At 62.0% G+C, this 23,813-nt stretch carries 19 protein-coding genes; 15 read left to right on the top strand and 4 right to left on the bottom strand.

Features of this window, described 5'->3' with window-relative positions:
- Window positions 1-357 precede the first annotated feature (357 nt).
- The gene (locus tag PG892_RS04350) at window positions 358-1,284 is read right to left on the bottom strand and encodes a cation diffusion facilitator family transporter (RefSeq protein ID WP_041214996.1); all 927 of its coding nucleotides are present in this window, start codon (window positions 1,282-1,284) and stop codon (window positions 358-360) included.
- Window positions 1,285-1,453: 169 nt separating this feature from the next.
- On the opposite strand from PG892_RS04350, the gene ydiJ reads away from it, so the two are divergent.
- From ydiJ to PG892_RS04310, 8 genes are all read left to right on the top strand, one after another.
- Window positions 1,454-4,510, top strand: a complete 3,057-nt coding sequence (ydiJ, locus tag PG892_RS04345) for a D-2-hydroxyglutarate dehydrogenase YdiJ (protein ID WP_270825138.1) — start codon at window positions 1,454-1,456, stop codon at window positions 4,508-4,510.
- Window positions 4,510-4,998, top strand: a complete 489-nt coding sequence (locus PG892_RS04340; protein WP_103242972.1) for a hypothetical protein — start codon at window positions 4,510-4,512, stop codon at window positions 4,996-4,998. Before ydiJ ends, PG892_RS04340 begins: the two co-directional genes overlap by 1 nt.
- Before the next feature lie 126 nt (window positions 4,999-5,124).
- Window positions 5,125-5,586, top strand: coding sequence for a hotdog fold thioesterase (locus tag PG892_RS04335; protein WP_113070108.1), 462 nt, complete (start codon window positions 5,125-5,127; stop codon window positions 5,584-5,586).
- A 180-nt stretch (window positions 5,587-5,766) separates the two neighbouring features.
- Entirely contained in the window at window positions 5,767-7,665 is a 1,899-nt protein-coding gene (locus tag PG892_RS04330) for a DEAD/DEAH box helicase (RefSeq protein WP_182958328.1), read from the top strand.
- 331 nt (window positions 7,666-7,996) lie between these two features.
- Window positions 7,997-8,479, top strand: a complete 483-nt coding sequence (locus PG892_RS04325; protein WP_270825137.1) for a molybdopterin-binding oxidoreductase — start codon at window positions 7,997-7,999, stop codon at window positions 8,477-8,479.
- Window position 8,480: 1 nt separating this feature from the next.
- Entirely contained in the window at window positions 8,481-10,397 is a 1,917-nt protein-coding gene (locus PG892_RS04320; RefSeq protein ID WP_270825136.1) for a putative bifunctional diguanylate cyclase/phosphodiesterase, read from the top strand.
- 208 nt (window positions 10,398-10,605) lie between these two features.
- Window positions 10,606-11,511 carry a LysR family transcriptional regulator gene (locus PG892_RS04315; RefSeq protein WP_042864011.1) on the top strand — a complete coding sequence of 302 codons (906 nt, stop codon included), beginning with the start codon at window positions 10,606-10,608 and terminating at the stop codon, window positions 11,509-11,511.
- A 104-nt stretch (window positions 11,512-11,615) separates the two neighbouring features.
- A complete protein-coding gene (locus tag PG892_RS04310; protein WP_210539180.1) occupies window positions 11,616-12,809 on the top strand; it encodes an MFS transporter in 1,194 nt (397 codons plus the stop codon).
- Window positions 12,810-12,872: 63 nt separating this feature from the next.
- Here the strand turns inward: PG892_RS04310 and PG892_RS04305 are convergent, their stop codons facing one another.
- Window positions 12,873-14,195 carry a Na+/H+ antiporter family protein gene (locus PG892_RS04305; protein WP_039038758.1) on the bottom strand — a complete coding sequence of 441 codons (1,323 nt, stop codon included), beginning with the start codon at window positions 14,193-14,195 and terminating at the stop codon, window positions 12,873-12,875.
- A gap of 226 nt (window positions 14,196-14,421) precedes the next feature.
- Window positions 14,422-15,084, bottom strand: a complete 663-nt coding sequence (gene rnt / locus PG892_RS04300) for a ribonuclease T (protein WP_010675098.1) — start codon at window positions 15,082-15,084, stop codon at window positions 14,422-14,424.
- 145 nt (window positions 15,085-15,229) lie between these two features.
- On the opposite strand from rnt, the gene PG892_RS04295 reads away from it, so the two are divergent.
- Together PG892_RS04295 and PG892_RS04290 are read left to right on the top strand one after the other, a co-directional pair.
- On the top strand, window positions 15,230-17,203 hold the full coding sequence (locus PG892_RS04295) for a methyl-accepting chemotaxis protein (protein ID WP_041213039.1): 1,974 nt from the start codon (window positions 15,230-15,232) through the stop codon (window positions 17,201-17,203).
- A gap of 68 nt (window positions 17,204-17,271) precedes the next feature.
- Window positions 17,272-18,147: a flagellar protein MotY gene (locus PG892_RS04290; protein ID WP_039038755.1), complete on the top strand. Its 876-nt coding sequence runs from the start codon at window positions 17,272-17,274 to the stop codon at window positions 18,145-18,147.
- A 100-nt stretch (window positions 18,148-18,247) separates the two neighbouring features.
- Here the strand turns inward: PG892_RS04290 and suhB are convergent, their stop codons facing one another.
- Window positions 18,248-19,051 carry an inositol-1-monophosphatase gene (suhB, locus tag PG892_RS04285; RefSeq protein WP_039038754.1) on the bottom strand — a complete coding sequence of 268 codons (804 nt, stop codon included), beginning with the start codon at window positions 19,049-19,051 and terminating at the stop codon, window positions 18,248-18,250.
- A 200-nt stretch (window positions 19,052-19,251) separates the two neighbouring features.
- Between suhB and PG892_RS04280 the strand changes: the two genes are divergently transcribed.
- The 5 genes from PG892_RS04280 to PG892_RS04260 all read left to right on the top strand — a co-directional run bounded on the left by PG892_RS04280 (window position 19,252) and on the right by PG892_RS04260 (window position 23,811).
- Window positions 19,252-19,707, top strand: coding sequence for a hypothetical protein (locus PG892_RS04280; protein ID WP_223916454.1), 456 nt, complete (start codon window positions 19,252-19,254; stop codon window positions 19,705-19,707).
- Between the two features lie 120 nt (window positions 19,708-19,827).
- Complete coding sequence (locus PG892_RS04275; protein ID WP_223916452.1) at window positions 19,828-20,436, top strand: glutathione S-transferase family protein; 609 nt, start codon at window positions 19,828-19,830, stop codon at window positions 20,434-20,436.
- A 31-nt stretch (window positions 20,437-20,467) separates the two neighbouring features.
- On the top strand, window positions 20,468-21,130 hold the full coding sequence (locus PG892_RS04270; RefSeq protein WP_039038751.1) for a glutathione S-transferase family protein: 663 nt from the start codon (window positions 20,468-20,470) through the stop codon (window positions 21,128-21,130).
- Window positions 21,131-21,325: 195 nt separating this feature from the next.
- A complete protein-coding gene (locus tag PG892_RS04265) occupies window positions 21,326-22,852 on the top strand; it encodes an ABC transporter substrate-binding protein (RefSeq protein ID WP_128296483.1) in 1,527 nt (508 codons plus the stop codon).
- Window positions 22,849-23,811 (top strand): ABC transporter permease, encoded by a 963-nt coding sequence (locus tag PG892_RS04260; RefSeq protein WP_223916450.1) that lies wholly within the window; start codon window positions 22,849-22,851, stop codon window positions 23,809-23,811. The genes PG892_RS04265 and PG892_RS04260 overlap by 4 nt, the downstream gene beginning before the upstream one ends.
- The last annotated feature ends 2 nt before the right edge of the window (window positions 23,812-23,813 follow it).

Raw genomic sequence — 23,813 nt, 5'->3', positions numbered from 1 at the left:
GAAAAGATCGGCTCAAACTGAAAAAATGAAATGACTGAGTCAGCCGAGAAGAATTTCCCCGCTTATTCGCACCTTCCTTAGCAACGAATTTTTATTTGTTTGGTATGGGATGAAAATAAATCTTGATCCAACAGGGGTGGCAAACGTTTGTGTCTTTGGCGGGGGAGGAACACTGGTGGATGTCCTGGGACCAGAGGTCCGTTGAGCACACCCGCAGAGGGCAGAACACGGGGAGACTCGGGAGACGCGGGAGACACAGGAGAAAAGTGCAGAACAACCAACGCCGGAGTGGGGGTCCCGGATGAGTCATCGAGCGGGGCTGTGCAACCCCGCGCGTCATTCAGCGTGCAGTCCGGGTCAGAGCCAGCGTTTCTCGCGGGTGAAGCAGACCGACAGCCAGGCGTCTCCCAGGGTGTCGCCGAGGCGGGACCAGAGCTCCTGGCGCAGGGCATCCTGGCGCTCGACGGGCCACTCCTGGCCGGGGGCCACCAGGATGTTGAGTTCGAGATCGAAGCGGCGGCCGCTTTTTGCCAGGTGGCTGTAGCACTCGACCCCATGGCGCAGGCGCAGGGCCTCGACTTCGCTGGCCACCAGCCGGGAGACATCCCCCTTGGGGGCAATCTTCAGCACTTCCCGCAGGTTGCGACCGAGCACCTTGATGGGAATAAGGGTGGCACACAGGGCCAGCAGCGAGACCAGCACCGGGTCTATGTAGCGGTTGTAGTGGCCGTAACCCAGGGTATCGAGCCCGATGGCGACCAGAAAGCCGATGAGCAGGGTGGCGCTGAGCAGGGTATCCACCAGCCACTCCTTGGAGTCCACCCGCACCAGCTCGGAGTTGACCCGCTCGGCCACGTCGGCCTCGATGAGATAGAGGATGCCGCAGAAGAAGGTGGAGACGACGGCATAGATGAGGGCGTGGCCGAGATCGATCTCCCGTCCTCCTGCCAGCAGGGAGGTGATGCCGCCATAGAGGGCGCCGAGGCAGAGCAGCAGAATGATGGCGCCGTTGATGACGTTGGCGATGGGTTCGAAGTGGGCGTAGCCGTATTGGAAACGGGCGTCGGAGGGGCGGGTGACCAGGTAGGCGGTGATGAGCCCAAGGCCCGTCATGCCCATGCTGAACAGGGTGAAGATGCCGTCCAGCATGATGGCGTTGGAACCGACGAACAGACCATAGCCGATCCCGAAAATGGCAAAGGTGATGCAACCAAACAGCGACAGGGTCAGGGCCTGTTTTTCGGTGCGAATAAGCGTACTGATAACATGGCTGTAGTGAGCCATAAAAGTCCTCCTTTCAAATGGTGAAGATTGCGCGCGCAAGCGGTTTTCTAGCTGATATACTGCCCGCTCACATGTGAGCGGACTGGTTCGGACACCCGCAAAGAGGCAGGTCCGAACGGTCGTTGTCGCCGGAATGCCGGCATCAAGCAAAGGATGGGAACAAGGATTCATGATCCCGAGACTCGATTACCAGGACAGTTTGTCACCTACAACCCTGCAGTTTCTTGAGTTGCTGGCGCGATCAGCATTTCGTGGTGATATCGAAAAGTCTTATGCAAGCCGGTTGGCGATGGCGACGGATAACAGCGTCTATCAGGTCGTACCTCAGGCGGTTCTCTATCCGCGCAGTGCGGACGATATTGCAGTGATGCTCAAGTTGGCCCAGGGGCCTGAGTACGCGACCTTGAGTTTCTTCCCTCGCGGCGGCGGTACCGGCACCAATGGCCAATCCTTGGGCGGCGGCATTATCGTCGATCTCTCGCGCCATATGAACCAGATCATGGAAATTAATCTGGAAGAGGGTTGGGTGCGGGCCCAGGCCGGGGTGGTCAAAGACCAGCTCAACGCCTATTTGAAGCCCCACGGCTACTTCTTCTCGCCGGATCTCTCCACTTCCAACCGCGCTACCCTGGGGGGCATGGTCAACACCGATGCCTCGGGGCAGGGGTCGCTGGTGTACGGCAAGACCTCGGATCATGTGCTCGGCCTCAAGGCCGTGCTGGAAAACGGTGACATCATGGCGACCGAGCCGGTGACCGGCCAGCGACTGGCGGACAAGCTGGCCCTCGAGGGCCGGGAGGGGGGGATCTATCGCACCCTCTATCGCATCGGTAAGGAGCGGCGCGCCGACATCGAAGCCACCTTCCCCAAGCTCAACCGCTTTCTGACCGGTTACGATCTCAAGCACCTCTATCAGCCCGATACCGACACTCTGGATGTGAGCCGGGTGCTGTGCGGCTCGGAAGGCTCCTTGGGCTTCATCACCGAAGCCCGGCTCAACATCACCCCCATCCCGCGCTACCGCACCTTGGTCAACGTCAAGTACGACAGCTTCCCCTCCGCGCTCAGAAACGCCCCCTTTATGGTACAGGCCCACGCCCTGTCGGTGGAGACGGTGGACTCCCGGGTGCTGGGACTGGCTCGCGCCGACATCATCTGGCACTCGGTGAAGGATCTCATCCAGGATGTGCCCGGCAAGGATCTGCAGGGGCTCAACATCGTCGAGTTTGCCGACACCGACGAGGATGCGCACAAGGCCAAGGTGGCGGAGCTGTGCCGGCGCATCGACGCCCTGCTGGCGCGTGGTGAAGCCGGGGTCATTGGCTATCAGGTGTGCGACCACCTGCCGAGCATCGAGACCATCTACGCCATGCGCAAGAAGTCGGTGGGGCTGCTCGGCAACGCCGAAGGGCGCAAGAAGCCGGTGGCCTTCACCGAAGACACCGCCGTGCCGCCGGAGTCGCTGGCGGACTTCATCATGGAGTTTCGTGCCCTGCTGGATGCTCACGGCCTTGACTACGGCATGTTCGGCCACGTCGATGCCGGGGTGCTGCACGTGCGCCCGGCGCTGGACTTGTGCGATCCCGAGCAGGAGGTGCTGCTGCGGCGCATCTCCGATCAGGTGGTGGCGCTCACCGCCAAATACGGCGGCCTGATGTGGGGGGAGCACGGCAAGGGCTTTCGCTCCGAATACAGCCCCGCCTTCTTCGGCGAGCTGTGGGAAGAGCTGCAACGGGTCAAGGGGGCGTTCGACCCGGCCAACCGCATCAACCCGGGCAAGATCTGCATGCCTTATGGCAGCGGCGCTTCGCTTGTCTCGGTGGACGGGCCCAAGCGCGGCAAGTTCGACCGCCAGATCCCGATTGCCGTGCGCGAGAGCTATACACGGGCGCTGGATTGCAACGGCAACGGTCTGTGTTTCACCTTCGAGACCGATTCCCCCATGTGCCCCTCGGTCAAGATCAGCCGCGACCGCCGTCACTCCCCCAAGGGGCGGGCTGGCCTGATGCGTGAATGGCTGCGCCAGTTGTCGGAGCAGGGCTTCGATCCCCTTGCCGAAGAGGTGGCGCTGCAAAGCGGCGGTCTGCGCTTCAAGCAGATCGTCGACAAGTTCCGCAATACGGTGGCCCGCGCCCGGGGCGAGTATGACTTCTCCCACGAGGTGATGGAGACGATGGAGGGGTGCCTTGCGTGCAAGGCATGCACCAGCCAGTGCCCCATCAAGGTGGATGTACCCACCTTCCGCGCCCGCTTCATGCAGCTCTATCACAGCCGCTATCTGCGCGGCCCCAAGGATTACTTCGTGGGCACGGTAGAGAGCTATGCGCCCCTGCTGGCCAAGGCGCCGAAACTGGTCAACTTCTTCCTCGAAAAAGAGTGGGCCCAGAAGGCGACCGAGAAGAGCATCGGCATGGTGGATGTGCCTCTGCTCTCCGTACCGACCCTGGCCGAGGAGCTGCGGGATCACCGCGCCCGCTATTTCGATCTGCCGGGCCTCGAGGCCATGAACCCCGAGCAGCGCCAAAAAGTGGTGCTCATCGTGCAGGATCCCTTCACCAGCTACTACGACGCCCCCGTGGTGCGTGACCTGGTGAAGCTGGCCAGCAAGCTGGGCTATCAGCCCTACCTGCTGCCCTTCAAACCCAACGGCAAGCCTCAGCACGTGAAGGGATTCCTGCGCGCCTTCGCCCGCACTGCTGCCAGCAGCGCCCAGTTCCTCAACAAGGTGGCGGCCCTCGGCATCCCCATGGTGGGGGTCGACCCCTCTCTGGTGCTCTGCTACCGGGACGAGTACGTGAAGGCGCTCGGCCCCGCCCGCGGCGATTTCCAGGTGCTGCTACCCCAGGAGTGGCTGCTCTCCCTGCCTGCCGAGGCGCTGCCGCTGCGGGAAGAGGCTGCCGCCGACCCCTGGTATCTGTTTGCCCACTGCACCGAGAAGACCGCCAAGCCCACCACCCACGGTGACTGGAGCACCCTGTTTGGTCGCTTCGGTGCACGTTTGCAGCCGGTGTCGGTGGGTTGCTGTGGCATGGCGGGCACCTATGGTCACGACGCCAGACAGGTGGAGAACTCCAAGGGGATCTATGGCCTGAGCTGGGCCGAGCCTCTTGAACGCCTGCCCAAGGCTCGCTGCCTGGCCACCGGCTATTCGTGCCGCAGCCAGGTCAAGCGGATGGAGGGGGAGAAGCTCAAGCACCCGCTGCAGGCCCTGCTGGAACTGCTCTGATGCTCCACTTTCCCAAGGGATTCCGGGTGCCGAAGGCCTATCGGCACCCGCATTTTCTGTTGCTCCCCACCACGCCGTCCCAGGCCGTGGTGGAGTTTGTCGCCATCCTGCGCGAGCGGGAGCAGCTCCATCAGCTGTTTCGCCCGGACGATGTGTGGCCCTCCGCCCATTTCAGCCTGAGTCAGCACGAGGCCGACTTGGAGTGGCAGCACTCCGAGTTTCTGGCCAAGCGCTCCTTTGCCTATGGCCTCTGGAGCCCGGACAGGGAGCCCCGCTTCTGGGGCGGGGTTTACCTCTATCCGTCGGTGCTGCCGGAGGTGCAGGTGGAGCTCTTCTTCTGGAAGGTGGCCGAGGCGCCGCTCACGGACAGCGAACTCGAAGCCGAACTGCGCGCCTGGCTCGGCAAGGTATGGCGCTGGTCCGAGCCGCGTCTGCCGGGGCGGGACGGCCCTTGGGCCGAGTGGCCAGGGGTGACCTATCCCTGGTGAGGGTCAATCTCGATGCAAGATGCCCCGGCGTGGGCATCTTTTTTTTTGCGCCTTTTTCGCCGACACTGCTGGCTTACCGCTACAGCGCAGCGATAACCCGTTGATCACGCAAGGAGTCCGCTCACCATGAGTCAAGAAAGCAGCCCCATCTGGCGCAAACCCATGAGCCTGGAGGGGCTCAACGCCAGCTCCCGTAACACCCTGATGGCCCACCTCGACATCGTCTATAGCGCCTTTGGCCCCGACTGGCTGGAGGCCACCATGCCGGTGGATCACCGCACCCATCAACCACTCGGGATGCTGCACGGCGGCGCCTCCGTGGTGCTGGCGGAAACGCTGGGATCGCTTGCGGCCAACATGGCGGTGGGGGAGGAGAGTTATTGCGTGGGGCTGGAGGTCAATGCCAATCACCTACGGGCCAAGCGGGAAGGGGTGGTGACGGGGCGCTGCGCGCCGCTGCATCTGGGGGCGACGACTCAGGTGTGGCAGATCGAGATTCGCGATGAACGTGGTCGTTTATTGTGCACCAGCCGATTGACCATGGCGGTGCTCAAGTACAAGCGGGACAAGGACTCTGGCGAAGCGTGATCCGCAATAACGCATCATGAGTGAAAAATAAGCAAGCCATAGTCGCGAGATCCCTCTATAATTGCCAACGTCTTGAGACACCTATCACATTTTTCAAGACAGCAGAACAAAGTGGCGCTATAATCGCCGCCTTTTTGCTATTCCGCGGTGTTAGCCGCCTGCCTTAATCTGGAAGAATCTATGTCTGATACCGAACAACTGCCCCTTTTTAGTGAGCTTGGACTGGCCGCGCCTGTATTGAAAGCGCTGCAGGACGTGGGCTATGAGCGCCCGTCTCCCATCCAGGCCGCAGCAATTCCCCACCTGATGGCGGGACACGATCTGCTGGGGCAGGCACAAACCGGTACAGGGAAGACCGCTGCTTTTGCCTTGCCTCTGTTGTCTCGTCTGGAAGCTGGTAACCGCAACACCCAGATCCTGGTGCTGGCCCCGACCCGCGAGCTGGCCCTGCAGGTGGCAGAGGCGTGCCAACGCTATGCCCACCACATGCCCGATTTCCACGTGCTGCCCATCTACGGCGGCGCTTCCTACGAAACCCAGACCCGCGCCCTGCGTCGCGGTGCCCAGGTTGTCGTGGGTACCCCGGGCCGCGTGATGGACCTGATCCGTCGCAAGAACCTGGACCTCTCCGGTCTGAAAGCCCTGGTGCTGGACGAAGCGGACGAGATGCTGCGCATGGGCTTCATCGACGACGTGGACTGGATCATGGAACAGTGCCCGGCCGGTCGTCAGGTTGCCCTGTTCTCCGCCACCATGCCGGAGCAGATCCGTCGTGTGGCCCAGAAGCACCTGAAGCAGCCCAAAGAGATCAAGATCGCCTCCAAGACTGCGACCGCCACCACCATTCGCCAGCGTTACTGGCAGGTGACCGGTCTGCACAAGCTGGACGCCATGACCCGTCTGCTGGAAGTCGAACCCTACGAAGCCCTGCTGGTGTTCGTACGCACCAAGAACGCCGCCGAAGAACTGGCTGGCAAGCTGGCTGCCCGTGGTCATGCTTGTGAAGCGCTGCACGGTGACATCCCGCAGAAGCTGCGTGAGCGTACAGTCGACAAGCTGCGTCAGGGCCAGCTGGACATCCTGATCGCCACCGACGTGGTTGCCCGTGGTCTGGACGTTGAGCGCATCACCCACGTGGTGAACTACGACATCCCCTACGACACCGAATCCTACGTTCACCGTATCGGCCGTACCGGCCGTGCCGGTCGCAAGGGCGAAGCCATCCTGTTCGTGGCACCGCGTGAGCGTCGCATGCTGCGCGCCATCGAGCACGCAACCCGTCAGGCCATCGAGCCGATGAAGATGCCGAGCACCGAGGACATCAACCAGCACCGTCTGGCCAAGTTCAAGGAGCGCATCCGCGAAACCATGATGGGCGAAGAGCTCGAGATCTACGTGAATCTGGTGAACGAGCTGATCGAAGAAGATTCTGCCGATCCGCTGGAACTGGCTGCCGCACTGGCCAAGCTGGTACAGGGCGATCAACCGCTGCTGCTGGATGACTCCATTCCGGATCCGGTGTTCAACGCTGGTAACGATCGCGGTGGCTTTGAGCGTCGTGAGTTCAACGACCGTGGCGGTCGTGACTTCGGTGACCGTGGCGATCGTCCGGCCCGTCGCATGCCGTCCCTCGAACCGCGTCCGCTGAAAGACAACCCGGACGTGGAGATGGAGCGTTACCGTGTCGACGTGGGCGCCCATCACGGCGTCAAGCCGGGCCAGATCGTGGGTGCCATCGCCAACGAAGCGAACATCGAGAGCCGCTTCATCGGCAACATCGACATCGCCGATGACTTCTCCACCGTCGATCTGCCCAAGGGCATGAGCGCCGAGGTGCTGGAAGTGATCAAGAAGGCCCGTGTCTGCCAGCGTCCGCTGCAGATCACCCGTTACACCGAAGTGCCGGCCGGCGGCAACACTGCTCCCCGTCCGCCCCGTGGTGATCGTCCGTTCCGTGGCGACCGTCCTTTCAACAAGGATCGCCGTCCCCAGGGTGACCGTCCCTTCAACAAGGATCGCCGTGAAGGCGGTTTCGACAAGGGTCGCAAATTCGGTGGCAACAAGCGCCGCGACAGCTAAACCCTGACTGCACTGATGAGAAGGCCGCTCCATGGAGCGGCCTTTTTTGTGTCTGTTTTTCAGATGCGTAGCAAAGATTGTCACCTTTTTCCGGCCGTGGCGGGCACCCGGTTTTATGCGGAGCCAGTGAAAAGAAAAATGGTGCAATCCATTTGCCTGGGGGTGGCGCCTGGTGTCATTCTTTGGGAAGCGATTGGGTACTTTTGGAAGGCGCAGAGATAGTTGCTGGTTGCAAACGACTGCGACTTTGGTCTGAAGGTGCATTCTGTTGTTTGCATATGAGTCAGCAGAGTGAGATGAATAAATAAACCGTATGACAGGGAGGTGCGTGATGGGCAAGTGGCTTGGCAAGGTGTTGCTGATATCTGGATGGCTCGTGTCGGGTATGGTGTTGGCGGAGGAGCCCTTCTTCAGAATTGCGGGGGCGGGGTGCTGCAATGGCAAGGGGGAGGTGGTGCTGACCCGTGCCGAGTTTGAGGCCTTGCCGCAGACGGAGGTTAAGACAGGGACGCCCTGGACCGAAGGGGAGCACCTCTATCGCGGGGTGTTTCTGCGGGACCTGGTCAGGATCTACGGTCTCAAGAGCCAGGAGGTCAAGGCCCTCGCGGTCAATGAATACTGGGCCGCACTGCCGCTGGAAGACGGGGAGAAGTACCCGGTGCTGGTGGCCGAGAAACAGGATGGCAAGGCGCTGACCCTGCGCAACAAGGGGCCGCTTTGGGTCATTTATCCCCTCACCGACCATCCCGAACTCAACAAGGAGCTCTATCACAGCCGGATGGTGTGGCAGCTGACGGCGCTGGAGAGCAAATAAGATGCTGCGCGGCAAGTTCTTGAGCCTGATCCTGATGGTGACCACCTTTTTGGGGGTGACCCTCTGGTCGGTCTGGAACTATGACCGCGCGTTCAATGCGGTGACGCGCTACACCCAGCTCTCCGCCTGGGCACTGGCCCAGCTCGAGCTGGAGATCCACGCCTTCGAGGAGGGTTTGCAGCTCTATCGTGCCGGTGCCGCCAGCCGGGAGGAGATGAACAAGCGCTTTGACATTGCCTGGAACCGGCTCGATGTCTTCCTGCACGGGGAGGAGGCAAAGTCGGTCAGGGCCCGATTCGGTGCGGACAAGGCGGTCGGCAAGATCCTCGCTCTCTTCGAACGCTATGAGCAGGATGTGGTGCAAGGGGAGCCGAATTCCCCTGCACTCAAGATGTTCACGGCCGCGCTCGATGACGAGATGCGCGGGGTGCGGGACGTGATGGTGAAAAACTTCACCGGGCCCTCTGCCATCGCCCAGCGCGAGCTGCTCAACGAGTCGAAAACCCAGAACTTCTTCATCCTGGGATTTCTGATGTTGGCGACCATGGTGATGTTGATGGTGCTGTTTCGCGAAGTGCGTCGCCAGCATTTTCTGGCGTGGAACGACCCTCTCACCCGTCTCCCCAACCGGGCGGCGCTCATCAAGCACCTCCAGCAGTGGACCAGCCATCCCGGTCGGCGCAGCAGCATCACCGTCTGCCTCATGGATCTGGGGCATTTCAGGGAGGTCAATGACAGTCTGGGTTACGAAGTGGGGGACGCCTTGCTCAAACGGCTTGCGGCGCGGATCAAGGCCGCCTCTGGCCAGGGGATCTTCGTTGCCCGTACCGGCAGTGACGAGTTCACCCTCATCATCACCGGCACCATGCCCACCTATCTGCGCTTCCCGTTTCTTGAGCAACTGCGCAGCGAGCTGGCGGATCTGGTGTTTGCCGCCGATCCGGCGCACCGGGTGCGGGTCTTCATGGGCACCAGCCAGTACGTGAAACCGGATCATTCACCGGAAGAGATGCTGCTGTTTGCCGATATCGCCCTCGACAGCGCCAAGCGCAAGCGGCTGAATCGCAATGTGCTCTTCTCCAGCAGCATGTATCAGCACTATCAGCGCAAACGCCGGCTGTCGACCGAGCTGCGGGAGCTTATCCACTGCCCGCAATGCCCGCAACTGGCCCTTTACTATCAGCCCATCGTGCGCGGCCAGAGTGTGGTGAGGCTGGGGGCCGAGGCGCTGATCCGCTGGCATCATCCGGAATATGGCTTTATTGCCCCCCTCGACATCATCTCGCTGGCAGAAGAGAACGGGTTGGGCGAGGCGCTCGGGGGCTGGATCATCCGGCGCATGCAGCTCGATCTGTCCGGCTTCCCGGAGGAGGTGCTAGCACCGCTCGAGATCTCCATCAACCTCTCCAACTCCATGTTCAACATGGGGTTGGCCAGGGAGATTGAAGAGAAGATGGAAGATGGACCGTTGGGGCTGCACCAGTTGATAGTAGAGCTGACCGAAACCATCGCCCTCGATGACATCGCCCTCAGCAAGCAGATCACTCACTCCCTGCGCCAGATAGGGGTGCGGGTGGCCCTCGATGACTTCGGGACCGACTGGTCCTCGTTCTCTTACCTGCGTGAACTCTATTTCGACAAGCTCAAGATAGACAGATCCTTTATCACCGCGATCGACAGTGACACCCGGCAGGCGCTCTTCGTCGAGACCATCACCACCCTCTCTCATCAGTTGGGGGTGCGTGTCGTGGCAGAAGGGGTGGAAAACAGCGATGAGCTCAAGGCGGTGCTCACCATAGGGGTGGATGAGATCCAGGGTTATTTCTACTCGCGTCCCTTGCCGCTGCCGGAGTTCATGCAGTTCTGTCACCGCTATTTCGCCCACAGCGCCGCCATTCAGGAAGTGGCACTGGGCTAGCCTTGGGGCAATCGAGCTCCTGTAGCCTTGTCTTCGAGTCCCTCTGTTCGATTGTTCCTGGTTGATATTTCATCCCGACACCTTTCTCCCATGGCAGGACCTCCCATTACGCGGTTTTCTTGTGCCTCCTGCCAGAACGAGGGTGCGAGAGGACAGGCCCGGTGCTACCTTGTGCCACGAACAGTGCCACAGGGCAGAGGAGCCATAGATGGATCGCTTGGGGGTGATGGAGGTGTTCGTGCTGGCGGTGGAGACCGGCTCGTTTTCGGCGGTGGCCCGCCGACTGGGGATGGGGCAACCCACGGTTTCCAGATTGATTGCCCAGCTTGAGGCGCACCTTGGCAGCCGCCTGTTGCTGCGTTCGACCCGGGGGCTGGCGCCCACCGAGGCCGGAGAGGCCTACTATCTGCGGGCGAGAGAGATCCTGGCCCAGGTCAACGAGGCCGATGCCATGGTGCAGCAATGCCGGGCGGGCCTGAGCGGACGCCTGCGGGTGAGCGCTCCCGTCACTTTCGCCCGCTTGCATATCATTCCCCATCTTGCCGGTTTTCTGGCGGCTCACCCGGGACTGGATCTGGAGATCCTGCTGGATGACGGCAATGTGGATCTCATTTCGGCGGGCATCGAGGTGGCTCTGCGGATCGGCAAACAGGCCGACTCGTCGCTGGTCGCCCGCTGCCTCGCCCGAAGCGACATGCGGGTGCTGGCGACGCCGGCCTATCTGGCCGCCAAAGGAGAGCCTGAGACCCCTCAGGCCCTGCAACAGCATGATCTGGTGCTTTACAGTCCACGGCCCGGAGTGGGGCAGCAGTGGCGATTTCGCCGCGGCGTCGAAGAGAAGGTGGTTTCCGGAGAAGGCAGGCTGACGGTCTCGGCGGCCGAAGGCATGCGCGCCGCCGTGCTGGCAGGACTGGGGCTTGGTATCGCCTCGGAGTGGATGTTTGCCCCCGAGCTTGCCCGCGGCGAGGTGGTGGCGGTGCTGCCCGAGTGGCAACTGCCCATGCAGGAGCTCTGGACCCTGCTCCCGGCAGGTCGCCAGCCCGGTGCCAAGGCGAGTGCCTTTCTGGCATTCGTGACCGGCCTGCCCGGCGTGGGGCATGCACCAGCGGAATAACTGTTATGGTCCCCACCGCTCTACTGGTGGCGACGCTCCCCGGGTAGGCTGTGCGCATGGGGCCCGTGTCCTGGCGGGAGCCCTTCTACCACGAGGAGAAGATCATGAGTACATCGCCTTCTGCCGGAGGGGCCGCAACCCCCGGCCCCTCCCTGCTCTTCGCCATGGCCCTGTCATGCGGCCTGGCAGTTGCCAACATCTACTACAACCAGCCCATGCTGGCGGTGATGGCGCAGGACTTTCCCGGGCACTCGGGCATGCCATTGATCGCCATGCTGACCCAGCTCGGCTATGCCATGGGTCTGCTTTTGCTGGTGCCGCTTGGCGATGTGGTCGAGCGCCGCTGGCTCATTCCGGGGCAGTTTGCACTGATCGCGCTGGCTTCCCTGCTGGCGGCCACGGCCACGAGTGCCACCACCTTGATGCTGGCCTCCGTCCTGCTCGGCATCGGGGCCACGGCGGCCCAGCAGATAGTTCCGGTGGCGGCGACCCTGGCAGATCCCGCCCGCCGGGGTGCCGTGGTCGGCAGCGTGATGAGCGGCCTGCTGACCGGAATACTGCTCAGCCGCACCGTCGCTGGCCTGGTCACCGCTTATGGCAGTTGGCGCACCATGTTCTGGCTGGCCATTCCCCTGGCCCTGTCGGGGGCTCTGCTGATGGCCAGGATGATACCGTCCGGATTGCCGCGCTCTCCCCTCGGTTATGGCCGTCTGCTTCACTCTCTGGTCGGTCTGTGGCGCGAGGAGCCCGCCCTGCGCCGCGCGACCCTGACCCAGGCCTTGCTGTTTGCCTCCTTCAGCGCCTTCTGGACCGTGCTGGCGTTCTACCTGGCCGAACCTGCCTATGGGTTGGGGGCCGACATGGCGGGTCTGTTCGGGGTCATCGGGGTGGCTGGGGTGGTGGCGGCCCCTTTGGCAGGCCGGATGGCGGATCGGTTGGGGGCCAGACCAGTGGTATTGGCCGGTGCCGTGCTGGTGGTGCTTGCCTGGATCTGCTTCGAGCTGTGGCTCTCTCTGGCCGGGCTGGCGTGCGGGGTCATCTTGCTGGATCTCGGAGTGCAGAGCGCACTCATCGCCCATCAGCAGCGCATCTATGGTCTGAGACCTGAGGCCAGGGGGCGCATCAATACCCTCTTCATGACCGGCATGTTCCTGGGGGGAACCCTCGGCTCCAGCCTGGGGATGCTGGTCTGGCAACAGGGACACTGGCTCGGGGTGGGAGCAGCCGGCATGGGGTTGGCCCTGGTGGCCTGTCTCTGCGCCCTGGCCGGCAGGCGGGGGCTGCAACCGGCCATCTGAGGCATGTGCAAGACAAGAAAGGCGACTCCGGGGTCGCCTTTTGTCTGTCTGCTTGGGATGGTCTCAGAGCACCATGGCGGCAATCCAGCCGAAGATCACCAGGGGGATGTTGTAGTGGATGAAGGTTGGCACCACGCTGTCCCAGATGTGGTCGTGCTGACCGTCCGCATTGAGGCCCGATGTGGGGCCGAGCGTCGAGTCGGAGGCGGGGGAGCCCGCGTCCCCCAGCGCGCCCGCGGTGCCCACCAGGGCGATGGTCGCCATGGGCGAGAAGCCGAGGTGGATGCACAGGGGCACATAGATGGTGGCGATGATGGGCACGGTGGAGAAGGAGGAGCCGATCCCCATGGTGATGAGCAGGCCCACCAGCAGCATCAGGAAGGCCGCCAGTCCCTTGTGACCTGCCATCATGCTGGAGACGGACTGCACCAGACTCTCCACCCCGTGGGTCTCCTTCATGACGGCGGCGAAGCCTGCGGCCGAGATCATGATAAAGCCGATGAGGGACATCATGCGCACACCCTGGGTGAAGGCATCCTGGCTCTCGCGGAATTTGATGACGCCGCCGCAGGTGAAGATGATGAAGCCTGCGAGCGCCCCCAGCACGATGCTGTTGGTCATCAGTTGCAGACCGAGTGCCACGGCGATGGCCAGCAGGGCGACCCAGATGTGGTTGAGATTGAGCTCGACCGTCTCGGGTTCGGCGGCCAGGATCTTCTCCAGATCATACTGACGCGGCTTGCGGTAGCTGAAGAAGACGGCGATGAGCAGGCCGAGGAACATGCCGAATACCGGGATGGCCATCGCCAGGGGCAACTGGCTGAATTCCACCGGTACGCCGTTGTCGACGAGATTCTTGGCCAGGATGTTGTTCAGGAAGATGCCGCCAAAGCCCACCGGCAGCAGCATGTAGGTAGCGGTCAGGCCGAAGGTGATGACGCAGGCCACCTGACGGCGGTCGATCTGCATCTGGGCCATGACATGCAGCAGCGGCGGGATCAGGATGGGAATGAAGGCGATGTGCACCGGGATCAGGTTCTGGGAGGAGATGGAGACCGCGAGCACCGAGGTGAGCAGCAGGCTCTTGACCCAGAGAATGCGGGTGCTGCTGGCATCCTTGCCGAGCTGGTTGATGACCTTGCGGGCCAGCAGATCGGTGATGCCGGAGCGGGAGATGGCTACCGCGAAAGCCCCCAGCATGGCGTAGGAGAGGGCGATTTCTGCACCGCCGCCCAGGCCGCCGGTGAAGGTGCTGAGGGTCTGCTCGAGGGAGAGTCCGCCGAGCAGGCCACCCACGATGGCACCGATGGCGAGGGAGACCACCACATTGATCCGCAGCAGGCTGAGCACCAGCATCAGCGCCACCGCGATAACAACAGGATTCATTTGATTTCCTTATGGATTGTGTTGCTGTCAGTCGTGTGAAAGCCAGCTAGTTTGCGAAAAACAGGCTAAATGTCGAGAAAAAAATCGGCAGATCCCGGCCAAGGGACGCATCTTCTGCTGGCGGTGAACGGGAACCGGGAAAATGGCCCTTATTCCTTGCCCAGACAGGTCCCCTCATGCAGACAGGCTGCCATGGGCAGCCTGTCTGGGCAGGGGCTGGGAGTGTTCAGCCCTCGTCTTCGGTGTCCGTCGTTTCATCCGGGTTGGCCAGAGGCCAGCCTCCCAGGCTCTTCCAGCGATTGACGATGTGGCAGAAGAGCTCTGTGGTGCGCTCGGTGTCGTAGAGGGCCGAGTGGGCCTCTTTGTTGTCAAAGGGGATATTGGCGCTCTGACAGGCCTTGGCCAGCACCGTCTGCCCCAGGGCAAGACCCGAGAGGGCGGCGGTGTCGAAGGTGGCGAAGGGGTGGAACGGATTGCGCTTGAGGCCGGCCCGCTCGGCGGCGGCCATCACGAAGCCGTGGTCGAAGGTGGCGTTGTGGGCCACTATGATGGCGCGACCACAATCCTGCTCCTTCATGCCCTTGCGCACCCCCTTGAAGATCTCGGTGAGTGCTTCCTTCTCGTCCACCGCGCCCCGCAGCGGGTTGAAGGGGTCGATGCCGGTGAACTCCAGCGCCGCTTTCTCCAGATTGGCGCCCTCAAAGGGCTGGACATGAAAATGGAAGATCTGGTCAGGGACGAGCCAGCCCTGCTCATCCATCTTGAGGGTGTGGGCGGCTATTTCCAGCAGGGCATCGGTCTTGGCATTGAATCCGGCGGTTTCAACATCGATGACGACGGGGTAAAAGCCGCGAAAACGGCCCTTGAGGGTGTGAACGGCGTCGGTCATGGTATCTCGGTCGGCGTGAAAGGAGGCGGCATTATGGCAAAAAAGCGTGCCCTTGTCCCTTATCTGCCGCCATGGGACGGCAAGAGGGCCATTTTGAAACACCTGTGCTTATAATGGGCGACGTCAGCCATGGAGGGAGAGGACGATGAAGAAGCTGGGATTGGCACACAAGATGATGTTGGTGGTCTGTCTGCCGCTGTTGGCCCTGCTGTTTTTCTCCGGCCGGTACGTCTATGAACGTTATCGGGTCGAACAGGAGATGAGCGGCGCCCTGGTCGCGCTGGCGGTGGTGAAGGAGGCGGCGCAGCTGGCCCATGAGCTGCAACGGGAGCGCGGCATGTCGGCCGGTTTCCTCGGCTCTGGCGGCAACAAGTTTCGCGATGCGCTGCCTGCCCAGCGCAAGGTGGTGGACAGCCTGTTGCAGCGTTTTCATCAGGATCCTGCCTTGCTGGCGCTGACCGAGGTGCAGCAAGGAGTGGCGGGACTCACCGCCATGCGTGAGCGGGTCAGCGCCCTGGGGGTCGAGGTGGCGGAACAGGTCGGCTTCTATACCCGCCTCGTGACCGCCCTGCTGGCGGTGGTGGACAAGATAAGCGTCGACAGCATGGATGCCACCATCGCCTTGCAGACCAATGCCTACGCCGCCTTCCTGCAGAGCAAGGAGCGTGCGGGACTGGAGCGGGCGACGCTCAGCAACGTCTTTGGCCGTGACAGCTTCACGCCTGCGCTGTTGCAGCAGTTCATCTCCCTGCTGGCGGCCCAGAACACCTATCTCGAACGTTTCCAGGCGGTGGCGAGTCCAGCCCAGCGTCAGTTGCTGAACGACAGCCTCGCCTCACCCGTGGTGGCCAAGGTGGCCGCCATGGAGAAACTGGCCCTGGACAAGGCGGCAAGCGGCGGTTTTGGTGTCGATGCGGAGGCCTGGTTTGCCTTGAGTACCGACAAGATAGGCCTGCTCAAGGAGATAGAAGACAGCCTCTATCAGCAGCTCTTCGAGCGGGTTGAACAGATGCGGGTCGGGAGTGCCAGTGACTTCTGGTGGGGGGCGGTTGGCGTGTTGCTGTGCATCGTCCTGACCACCTTCGTCTGCTGGCGGGTAGTGCGGGATCTGCATCTGGGCTTTATGGCCCTGCACCAGACCTTCAAGCGCCTGGTGCAGGAGAACGACCTGACCGTGCGGGTCGACTGGCGATCCGGGGATGAGCTGGGGGCCCTGGCGCGGGATCTGAACCATTTCCTCGGGCACTTGGAGAGTTTGCTGCTGGCTGTGCGCCACTCCTGTGACGTGCTGATACGCAGCGCCGCCAGCTCGGCCGAGGTCATTGCCGAGGTAAATGCCGGCGTAGTCAGGGGATGCGGGCAGGTGGATCTGGTGGCGACTGCCGCCACCGAGATGGCATCGACTGTCGCGGAGATTGCCCGCAACGCAACCCAGACCTCCCAGGCGACTCAGCAGGCCATCGGCCGGGCGAAGCAGGGTGACAAGGAGGTGGATCAGACCATCCACACCATCCAGCAGGTGGCGGGCACGCTGGTGGATACCCAGCACCTGGTGGACAGCCTGCATCGGGATACCGAGTCGGTGGGGGAGGCCTTGAGCCTCATCAAGCAGATCTCGGACAGAACCAACCTGCTGGCCCTCAATGCCGCCATCGAGGCGGCCCGTGCCGGTGAATCCGGGCGCGGCTTTGCAGTGGTGGCCGACGAGGTGAGAGCACTTGCCTCCCGTACCCAGCAGGCGGCGGATGACATAGAGCGGATGCTGGGCCGCTTGCGCCAGGGGGCCAACGAGGCGGTGGCTGCCATGCACACGGGGACCGAACAGGCGGGTCTTAGCGTGACGGAGGCCAAACGGGCGGGGAGCGAGCTGACCGACATCGTCAACGAGGTGCGCAAGGTGAGCGACATGACGGCCCAGGTGGCCACCGCCACCGAGGAGCAACGTTACGTGACCGACGACATCCAGCAAAACGTGATGACCATCCGTGACGTGTATGAAGCCCATCGCCAGCACTCCCATACCCTGCAACAACACAGTGCCGAACTGGATGCCCTGGCCCGGGACCTGGCGGGACGCATCGCCAGCTTCAAGCTGATGGCCCCTTCTTCCCCCCACTGAGCGTTTTGACCTAAAGCTTGTCCTGCCGCTGCCGATAGATAATTCGAGATAGTGTGGAGGACAAGCCGTTGAATGCTTGGGTGTTGGGGTTGATCAGCATATCAGTGAGTATGCAGTTGCAGGCGGGCGTGACCGAATTTGGCGCCGGTCTGGATCAATCCGTCTGGCGCCTGACCTCTGATACCCAGGTGGAGTGCAGGCTGGAGCATCCTATTCCCCGCTGGGGAACCGGGGCCTTTGTCAGCCGGGCCGGGCGCAAGATCAATCTGGATTTCGAGCTCAAGGGGCAGCGACCCCAGGCGCGTACCCAGACAGTGAGCCTCGGGATCATGCCCCCCAGCTGGCGTCCCGGGGTAGCCGGGCGACAGATCAGCCAGTTGCAGTTCTATCAGCAGTTTGACGGCCTGGTGGCGGGGCAGACCGCCTGGACCATGCTGGACGAGCTGGAAGGAGGGCGTATGCCGACTTTCCAGTATCGCGACTGGTATCGTCAGGACAGGCCGGTGCGGGTATCGCTCTCGTCGGTCAATTTCAGGGTGAAGTACCAGGCGTTCATGGACTGCCTGAGTGGCTTGCTGCCCTACAGCTTCAACGACATCGCCTTCAGCGTGCTCTCTTATGACAAGAACAGCGATCAGTTGTCACCGGCCTCCAAGCGGCGGCTGGCGATGATCGGTGACTATGTGAAGGCAGACAAGAGCATCGATGTGGTGGTGATCGACGCCTACAGCGACAGCTATGGCGGCCGCTGGCCAAACCAGAAGCTCTCCGAGAAGCGGGCGGATGCCATCAAGCAGGTGTTTGTGGATCTCGGCATCGAGGAGGGCAAGATCTCGGTGGAAGGGCACGGTGAGAAACAGCACGTGGCCTCCAACGAAACGGAAGCTGGCCGAGCCAAGAACCGCCGGGTGGTGATCAACATGGGACGCAACGGCACTATCTGATCCCGTTGAGTCATCGAGAGGGGCGGGATTTTCACTGTAGTCAGGAATAAAAAATGCCAGTCGGCGAACCGACTGGCATTTTTTTCACGGGTATGCGGGATTACTTGGCCAGGGATTCCGGCAGGTTTTCACGGATCTTGCCGAGCATCTCTTTCAGCACGCGGGGGTTGGCCACCACTATGTTGCCGGAGTTTTCGTAGTTGTGACCACCGACGAAGTCGGTGACGATGGCGCCGGCTTCTTTGGCCAGCAGCTCACCGGCGGCGGTGTCCCAGGGTTTCAGGCCGATTTCCCAGAAACCGTCGACGCGGCCAGCGGCCACATAGGCGAGATCCAGCGCGGCGGAGCCAGCACGACGGATGTCTGCACACTCGATGAACATGCTCTGGAACATCTTCAGGTAGGGTTCGATGTGGTGCTTCTGCTTGAACGGGAACCCGGTGGCCAGGATGGTGCCGGAGAGCTCTTTGGCCTTGCCGACACGGATGCGGTAGCCGTTCAGCTGGGCGCCGCTGCCGCGGGTGGCAGTGAACAGCTCGTCACGGATGGGATCGTAGACAACGGCTTGTTCGGTCTTGCCCTTGACGCGCAGAGCGATGGAAACGGCAAAGTGCGGAATGCCCTTGACCAGGTTGGTCGTGCCATCCAGTGGGTCGATGATCCATTGGTAGTCCGGATTGGTACCGGCAATCTCGCCAGACTCTTCAGCAACGATGCTGTGTTCCGGGTAAGATTTTTTGATGGTGTGAATGATGGCCGCTTCGGCGTCACGGTCAACGTTGGTCACGAAGTCATTGCTGCCTTTCTGGATAACCTCGATGTTCTCGGGTTGAGAAAAGGCTTTTACTACTACTTGACCGGCGTTGCGCGCAGCGCGCACGGCGATATTCAGCATCGGATGCATAGGTTCACCACTGGATGTTAAAGAACGGGGGATAAAAGGACGCGACATCTTACCAAGATATTCGGGAATAGCAACTGCTATGCCCTCATTCGGTCAGGGTGGTGACTGACAGATCTGACGGCTCCAATAAAGACCTGTAATCAACTAGTCTTATCGCGACAGCCGGATAACAGGCTGTGGTGAGCATAGGGATATGAGCCATGAATCTGTCATTAATCAGTCAGAAACCGTCGTCGCCGACGACTCTGGGTGTGTTGGCCGCACTGCGTGCCGCCAGCGAAGAGAGCGATTATGTCACCGAGGTCCGGGTGGCACAGCCCCAGCAGTGGCAACCGTCGAAGGATGAAGCGGCGATCCTGCTGCTGGAAGAAGAGGGCGCTGCCTGGCCTGCTCCGCTCTGGCCTGCAGGAGGCAGTGCACTGGGATTGCCGGTGCTTCCCCTGTTGGTGCATCGACAGTATGAACATACTCCACAGGGGCCGGATGTCCGGGATCCGCATTTTTATTTCGTCTCCAACGGTATTCTGCTGGATGAGGCCGAACTGGCGGATCCTGCCTGCAGCCTGGTGCTGAAAAGCAAGTTTGAATCCTATTTTCCGCTGCTTTCCCGTCTTATCTTGCTGCGCCAGCGCCAACCAGGGGTACTGAGCAGCTAATCATCTCCCCCTCGATGCGGGCTGTTCAAGGGGCACAATATTTGTCATAACTGACCGACATTGTGCCGCTTTGCTATGGCCTGTGCAGCGGCTCACCGTGTGTTCGTCGACGGAGGTGACATGAAGGTTTATGAGCTGAGACGAGCCCCCAATGCCCGTCGGGTCAGAATGTTTCTGGCGGAGAAGGGGATCGAGATGGAATATCAACAGGTCGATCTGGGGGCGGGGGAAAACCTGGCGCCCACCTTTTTGACCAAGAACCCGGCCGGGCGCATTCCTGTGCTGGAACTCGATGACGGAACCTGTCTGAGTGAAACCCTGGCCATCTGCCGCTATTTTGAAGAGCTCCACCCCGAGCCGAACCTGTTTGGCAGCACCGCGCTGGAGCGCGCCACCATAGAGATGTGGAGTCGCTTCATCGAGTTCAACCTCTGGTTGCCGACCGGTATGGCGTTTCGTCATATCACCGGTTTTTACAAAGACCGGGAGCGGGTCTTCCCCGAATGGGGGGAGGAGTGCAAGCAACAGGCTCAGATCTGGTTTGACAAGCTCGATGCCCGTCTTGCCGAGGTGCCCTATATTGCGGGGGAACGCTTCACCATCGCCGACATTCTTGCCTTCTGTACCATTGATTTTGGCAAGGTGGTTGGCCTGCGTATCACCCCCGAACAGCCCCATTTGCAGGACTGGCATGACCGGGTAAGTGCCCGGTCCAGCGCCCAGGCCTGATCCTTTCCCCTGAACGTTCAAGGAGTCCAAGATGATAGAGTTGTACACTGCCGCCACGCCCAACGGGTTCAAGGTGTCGATCGCCCTCGAAGAGCTGGGGCTGCCCTACAAGGTCATTCCCCTTGATTTCGCGACCATGGAGCAGAAGAAGCCCGAGTTCCTGGCCATCAACCCCAATGGCCGCATCCCGGCCATCGTCGATCGGGACAATGGTGACTTCGCAGTGTTCGAGTCCGGCGCCATCCTTATCTATCTGGCGGAAAAAACCGGCAAGTTGCTGCCGCAGGATCCCAAGCGTCGCTCCCAGGCCATCCAGTGGCTGATGTTCCAGATGGGGGGCGTCGGTCCCATGATGGGGCAGGCCAACGTCTTCTATCGCTATTTCCCCGAGAAGATCCCGGCCGCCATCGAGCGTTACCAGAAGGAGGGGCGACGCCTGTTCGAGGTGCTCGACGGTCATCTGGCACACCATGAGTATCTTGCGGACGAGTACAGCATCGCCGATATCGCTACCTGGCCCTGGGTGCGCATCCACGACTGGAGTGGTATCTCCATCGAGGGGTTGGTGCATTTGCAGGCCTGGATGGCACGCATGGAAGCCAGGCCCGCCTGCCAGAAGGGCATCACCATTCCACCGCGCAATGAGAGCCCCGAGGATCAGGTCAAGCGGGCGCAGCAGATGGTGACTCGCTGACGCCATCATGATGGCCCTGACGGGCCATCTTTTTTATTCCCCTTTGACTCCCCGTTGTTTGACGATCTGCATCGCAGTCGCTTTTTGTCTTTCAAATAAGCCATTTATCAAAAATCAAAAGTCATTCTCCCTGATTAATTGTTATGTTATAACGCCACCTCTTTGGTTGATGAACATGAAGCTTGGATGGAAAGGATGACAAAAAAATGCACCGCAGCCGGGTGGTTCGCCCTGGCTCTGATGGCAGGAACGACAGCAGTCGACGGCAAACCGCTTGCCATGGTGGGGCCCTGGGAGATCCACAGTGTCGACCCCGCCAGCAACGGGGTCTTCTTTACTCGCATGCAGGTGGCGGAGACCCTGGTGGATGTTGATGGGAAAGGCAATCTACAACCCGGGCTTGCCAGTGAGTGGTCGCGTAGCGATGACGGTCTGCAGTGGCGATTCACGTTGCGTCCCGGGGCCCGTTTTCACGATGGCAGCGAGGTGAGCGCCGAGCAGGCCGCTTTTGCCTTGCAACAGGCCTGGCGCAAGCCCGGCGTGATGACCAGTGCTCCCATTGCGTCCATCGGATCTGGAGATGGCGTCTTGAAGGTCACCCTGAGCGAACCCTTCGCCTCCCTGCCGGCCGTGCTGGCCCACCCCAGCACCCAGATCCTGGCGAAGGCCGCCTACGATGCCAAGGGGGAGGTAACCCAGGTGATAGGCTCTGGCCCCTACCGCATCACCCGCCTGCAACAACCCCAGCGGATAGAGACTGTGCGTTTCGACGGCTGGCAGGGGGCCAGGCCCGCAATCGAGGAGGTCAGCTACCTGACGGTGGGGCGTGCAGAGAGCCGCACCCTGATGGCCGAGAGCGGTCAGGCCGACATTGCCTGGGGGCTGGATCCGGTCAGCATCCGCCGCTTGCAGCAGGCGTCACGGGTCTCCATCGCCTCGGTTACCCTGCCACGGACCATCCAGCTCAAGCTCAATGGCGCCGATCCTCGTCTGAGCGATCCGGTGGTGCGCCGTGCCCTGAGTCTCGCCATCGATCGTCGTGGTATGGCAGCCGCCCTGCTGCGGGATCCCGAGATGGCGGCAACCCAGCTCTTTCCTCCCACTCTGGGGGAGTGGCACCAGCTCGGGTTGACGCCGCTTGCCTATGACGTCAAGGCGGCCCGGGCGGCCTTCGCGGCGGCAGGCTGGCAGCCGGGGGAGGACGGTGTGCTGCGCAAGGGGGAAGAGCGCTTCGCCCTGACCCTGCGTACCTTCCCTGACCGTCCGGAGCTGCCGCTCCTCGCCACGGCACTGCAGGCGCAGTGGAAGGCGGTGGGGGTGGATCTCAAGGTGGCGGTGGGCAATTCGAGCGAGATCCCGGCGGGCCATCAGGACGGCTCGCTCCAGCTTGGTCTCTACGCCCGCAATTATGCCCTGGTACCGGATCCCCTGGTCACGTTGCTGGGGGACTTGGCTCCTGCCGGTGCGGACTGGGGGGTGATGAACTGGCACTCCCCGGCCATGACGCAAACACTGACCCGCCTTGCCACGCAAGCCTTGTCGCCCACAGACGCCGCCGCGGCTCGCCGGGAGATAGCCACGACACTGCAACAGGAGTTGCCGCTCCTGCCCATCGCCTGGTACCGCCAGAGCGCGGCGGTCAGTCGGGGGCTGGAGGGGTTTGAACTCGATCCCCAGGAGCGCAGCTATGGCCTGGACAAGTTGACATGGAGCGCACGATGACAGCGACCCCCTTGTCTCGCGTCATGGGGATACTGGGTCAGCGTCTGGTGCAGGCGCTGGTGGTTGCCCTGCTGGTGGCCGGACTCTGTTTTCTGATGGTGCAGTCCCTGCCCGGAGACATCGCCTTTCGCATCGCGGCGGGTCGTTATGGCTATGACTATGTCACCGCCGAGGCGGCCAACGCGGTGCGCAGCGAGCTGGGGCTGGCCAGCTCGACCCTTGCCCGTTTTGGCGACTGGCTGTGGGCCTTGCTGCAAGGGGATCTCGGCAGCTCTCTGGTGACGGGCGCACCGGTCGCCGCCGACGTGGGTCATCACCTGGGCGCCACCCTGACGCTCGCGAGCGCCTCCGTGGTGCTGGCGCTGGTGGTGGCGCTGCCGCTTGGCAGCCTGAGTGCGCTGCGCCCGGGGGGATGGTGTGATCGCCTGACCCTGGGCTGGAGCGTGCTGATGCGTGCGTTGCCCCCCTTCTTGCTCGGCCTGGTGCTCATGGTGATGCTCTCGGTGGAGCTGGGCTGGGTCAGTGCGGCAGGGCACGGGGAGGGGAGCAACCTGCTGCTGCCCGCCCTGACCCTGGGATTGGGGCTCTCCGGCGTGCTCTCCCGGGTGGTGCGTGAAAGCGTGCTCACCGTGGTGCAGTCCGGTTATTACCGATTTGCCCTCACCAAGGGGCTTTCGCCGGCCCGGGTTTTCTGGCGCCACGGTCTGCGCAACACCGGGGTCAGCATCATCGCCTACACCAGCGTGCAGCTGGTGCTGCTCATCGAGGGGGTCGTGGTGGTCGAGAGCCTGTTTGCCTGGCCCGGGATCGGCCATGCGCTGGTGCACGCCATCTTCTGGCGCGACATCCCCATGGTTCAGGGGACAGTGCTGGTGCTGGCGGTGCTCTTCGTGCTGCTTAATACCCTCACCGATCTGCTTTGTCTTGCCATTGACCCCCGTGGTCCCAAGGAGTCCTGATC

This window comes from Aeromonas sp. QDB68, from assembly GCF_027707405.1.
Lineage (GTDB): Bacteria > Pseudomonadota > Gammaproteobacteria > Enterobacterales > Aeromonadaceae > Aeromonas > Aeromonas caviae.
The sequence above is the reverse complement of the archived record's forward strand: the minus strand, read 5'-3'. Positions and strand labels throughout refer to the sequence as shown.

What these genes read in the sequence shown, in the direction of transcription:
- PG892_RS04350 (WP_041214996.1), bottom strand. Translation starts at nt 1,284, where the DNA reads ATGGCTCACTACAGCCATGTTATCAGTACGCTTATTCGCACCGAAAAA.
- ydiJ (WP_270825138.1), top strand. Translation starts at nt 1,454, where the DNA reads ATGATCCCGAGACTCGATTACCAGGACAGTTTGTCACCTACAACCCTG.
- PG892_RS04340 (WP_103242972.1), top strand. Translation starts at nt 4,510, where the DNA reads ATGCTCCACTTTCCCAAGGGATTCCGGGTGCCGAAGGCCTATCGGCAC.
- PG892_RS04335 (WP_113070108.1), top strand. Translation starts at nt 5,125, where the DNA reads ATGAGTCAAGAAAGCAGCCCCATCTGGCGCAAACCCATGAGCCTGGAG.
- PG892_RS04330 (WP_182958328.1), top strand. Translation starts at nt 5,767, where the DNA reads ATGTCTGATACCGAACAACTGCCCCTTTTTAGTGAGCTTGGACTGGCC.
- PG892_RS04325 (WP_270825137.1), top strand. Translation starts at nt 7,997, where the DNA reads ATGGGCAAGTGGCTTGGCAAGGTGTTGCTGATATCTGGATGGCTCGTG.
- PG892_RS04320 (WP_270825136.1), top strand. Translation starts at nt 8,481, where the DNA reads ATGCTGCGCGGCAAGTTCTTGAGCCTGATCCTGATGGTGACCACCTTT.
- PG892_RS04315 (WP_042864011.1), top strand. Translation starts at nt 10,606, where the DNA reads ATGGATCGCTTGGGGGTGATGGAGGTGTTCGTGCTGGCGGTGGAGACC.
- PG892_RS04310 (WP_210539180.1), top strand. Translation starts at nt 11,616, where the DNA reads ATGAGTACATCGCCTTCTGCCGGAGGGGCCGCAACCCCCGGCCCCTCC.
- PG892_RS04305 (WP_039038758.1), bottom strand. Translation starts at nt 14,195, where the DNA reads ATGAATCCTGTTGTTATCGCGGTGGCGCTGATGCTGGTGCTCAGCCTG.
- rnt (WP_010675098.1), bottom strand. Translation starts at nt 15,084, where the DNA reads ATGACCGACGCCGTTCACACCCTCAAGGGCCGTTTTCGCGGCTTTTAC.
- PG892_RS04295 (WP_041213039.1), top strand. Translation starts at nt 15,230, where the DNA reads ATGAAGAAGCTGGGATTGGCACACAAGATGATGTTGGTGGTCTGTCTG.
- suhB (WP_039038754.1), bottom strand. Translation starts at nt 19,051, where the DNA reads ATGCATCCGATGCTGAATATCGCCGTGCGCGCTGCGCGCAACGCCGGT.
- PG892_RS04280 (WP_223916454.1), top strand. Translation starts at nt 19,252, where the DNA reads ATGAATCTGTCATTAATCAGTCAGAAACCGTCGTCGCCGACGACTCTG.
- PG892_RS04275 (WP_223916452.1), top strand. Translation starts at nt 19,828, where the DNA reads ATGAAGGTTTATGAGCTGAGACGAGCCCCCAATGCCCGTCGGGTCAGA.
- PG892_RS04270 (WP_039038751.1), top strand. Translation starts at nt 20,468, where the DNA reads ATGATAGAGTTGTACACTGCCGCCACGCCCAACGGGTTCAAGGTGTCG.
- PG892_RS04265 (WP_128296483.1), top strand. Translation starts at nt 21,326, where the DNA reads ATGACAAAAAAATGCACCGCAGCCGGGTGGTTCGCCCTGGCTCTGATG.
- PG892_RS04260 (WP_223916450.1), top strand. Translation starts at nt 22,849, where the DNA reads ATGACAGCGACCCCCTTGTCTCGCGTCATGGGGATACTGGGTCAGCGT.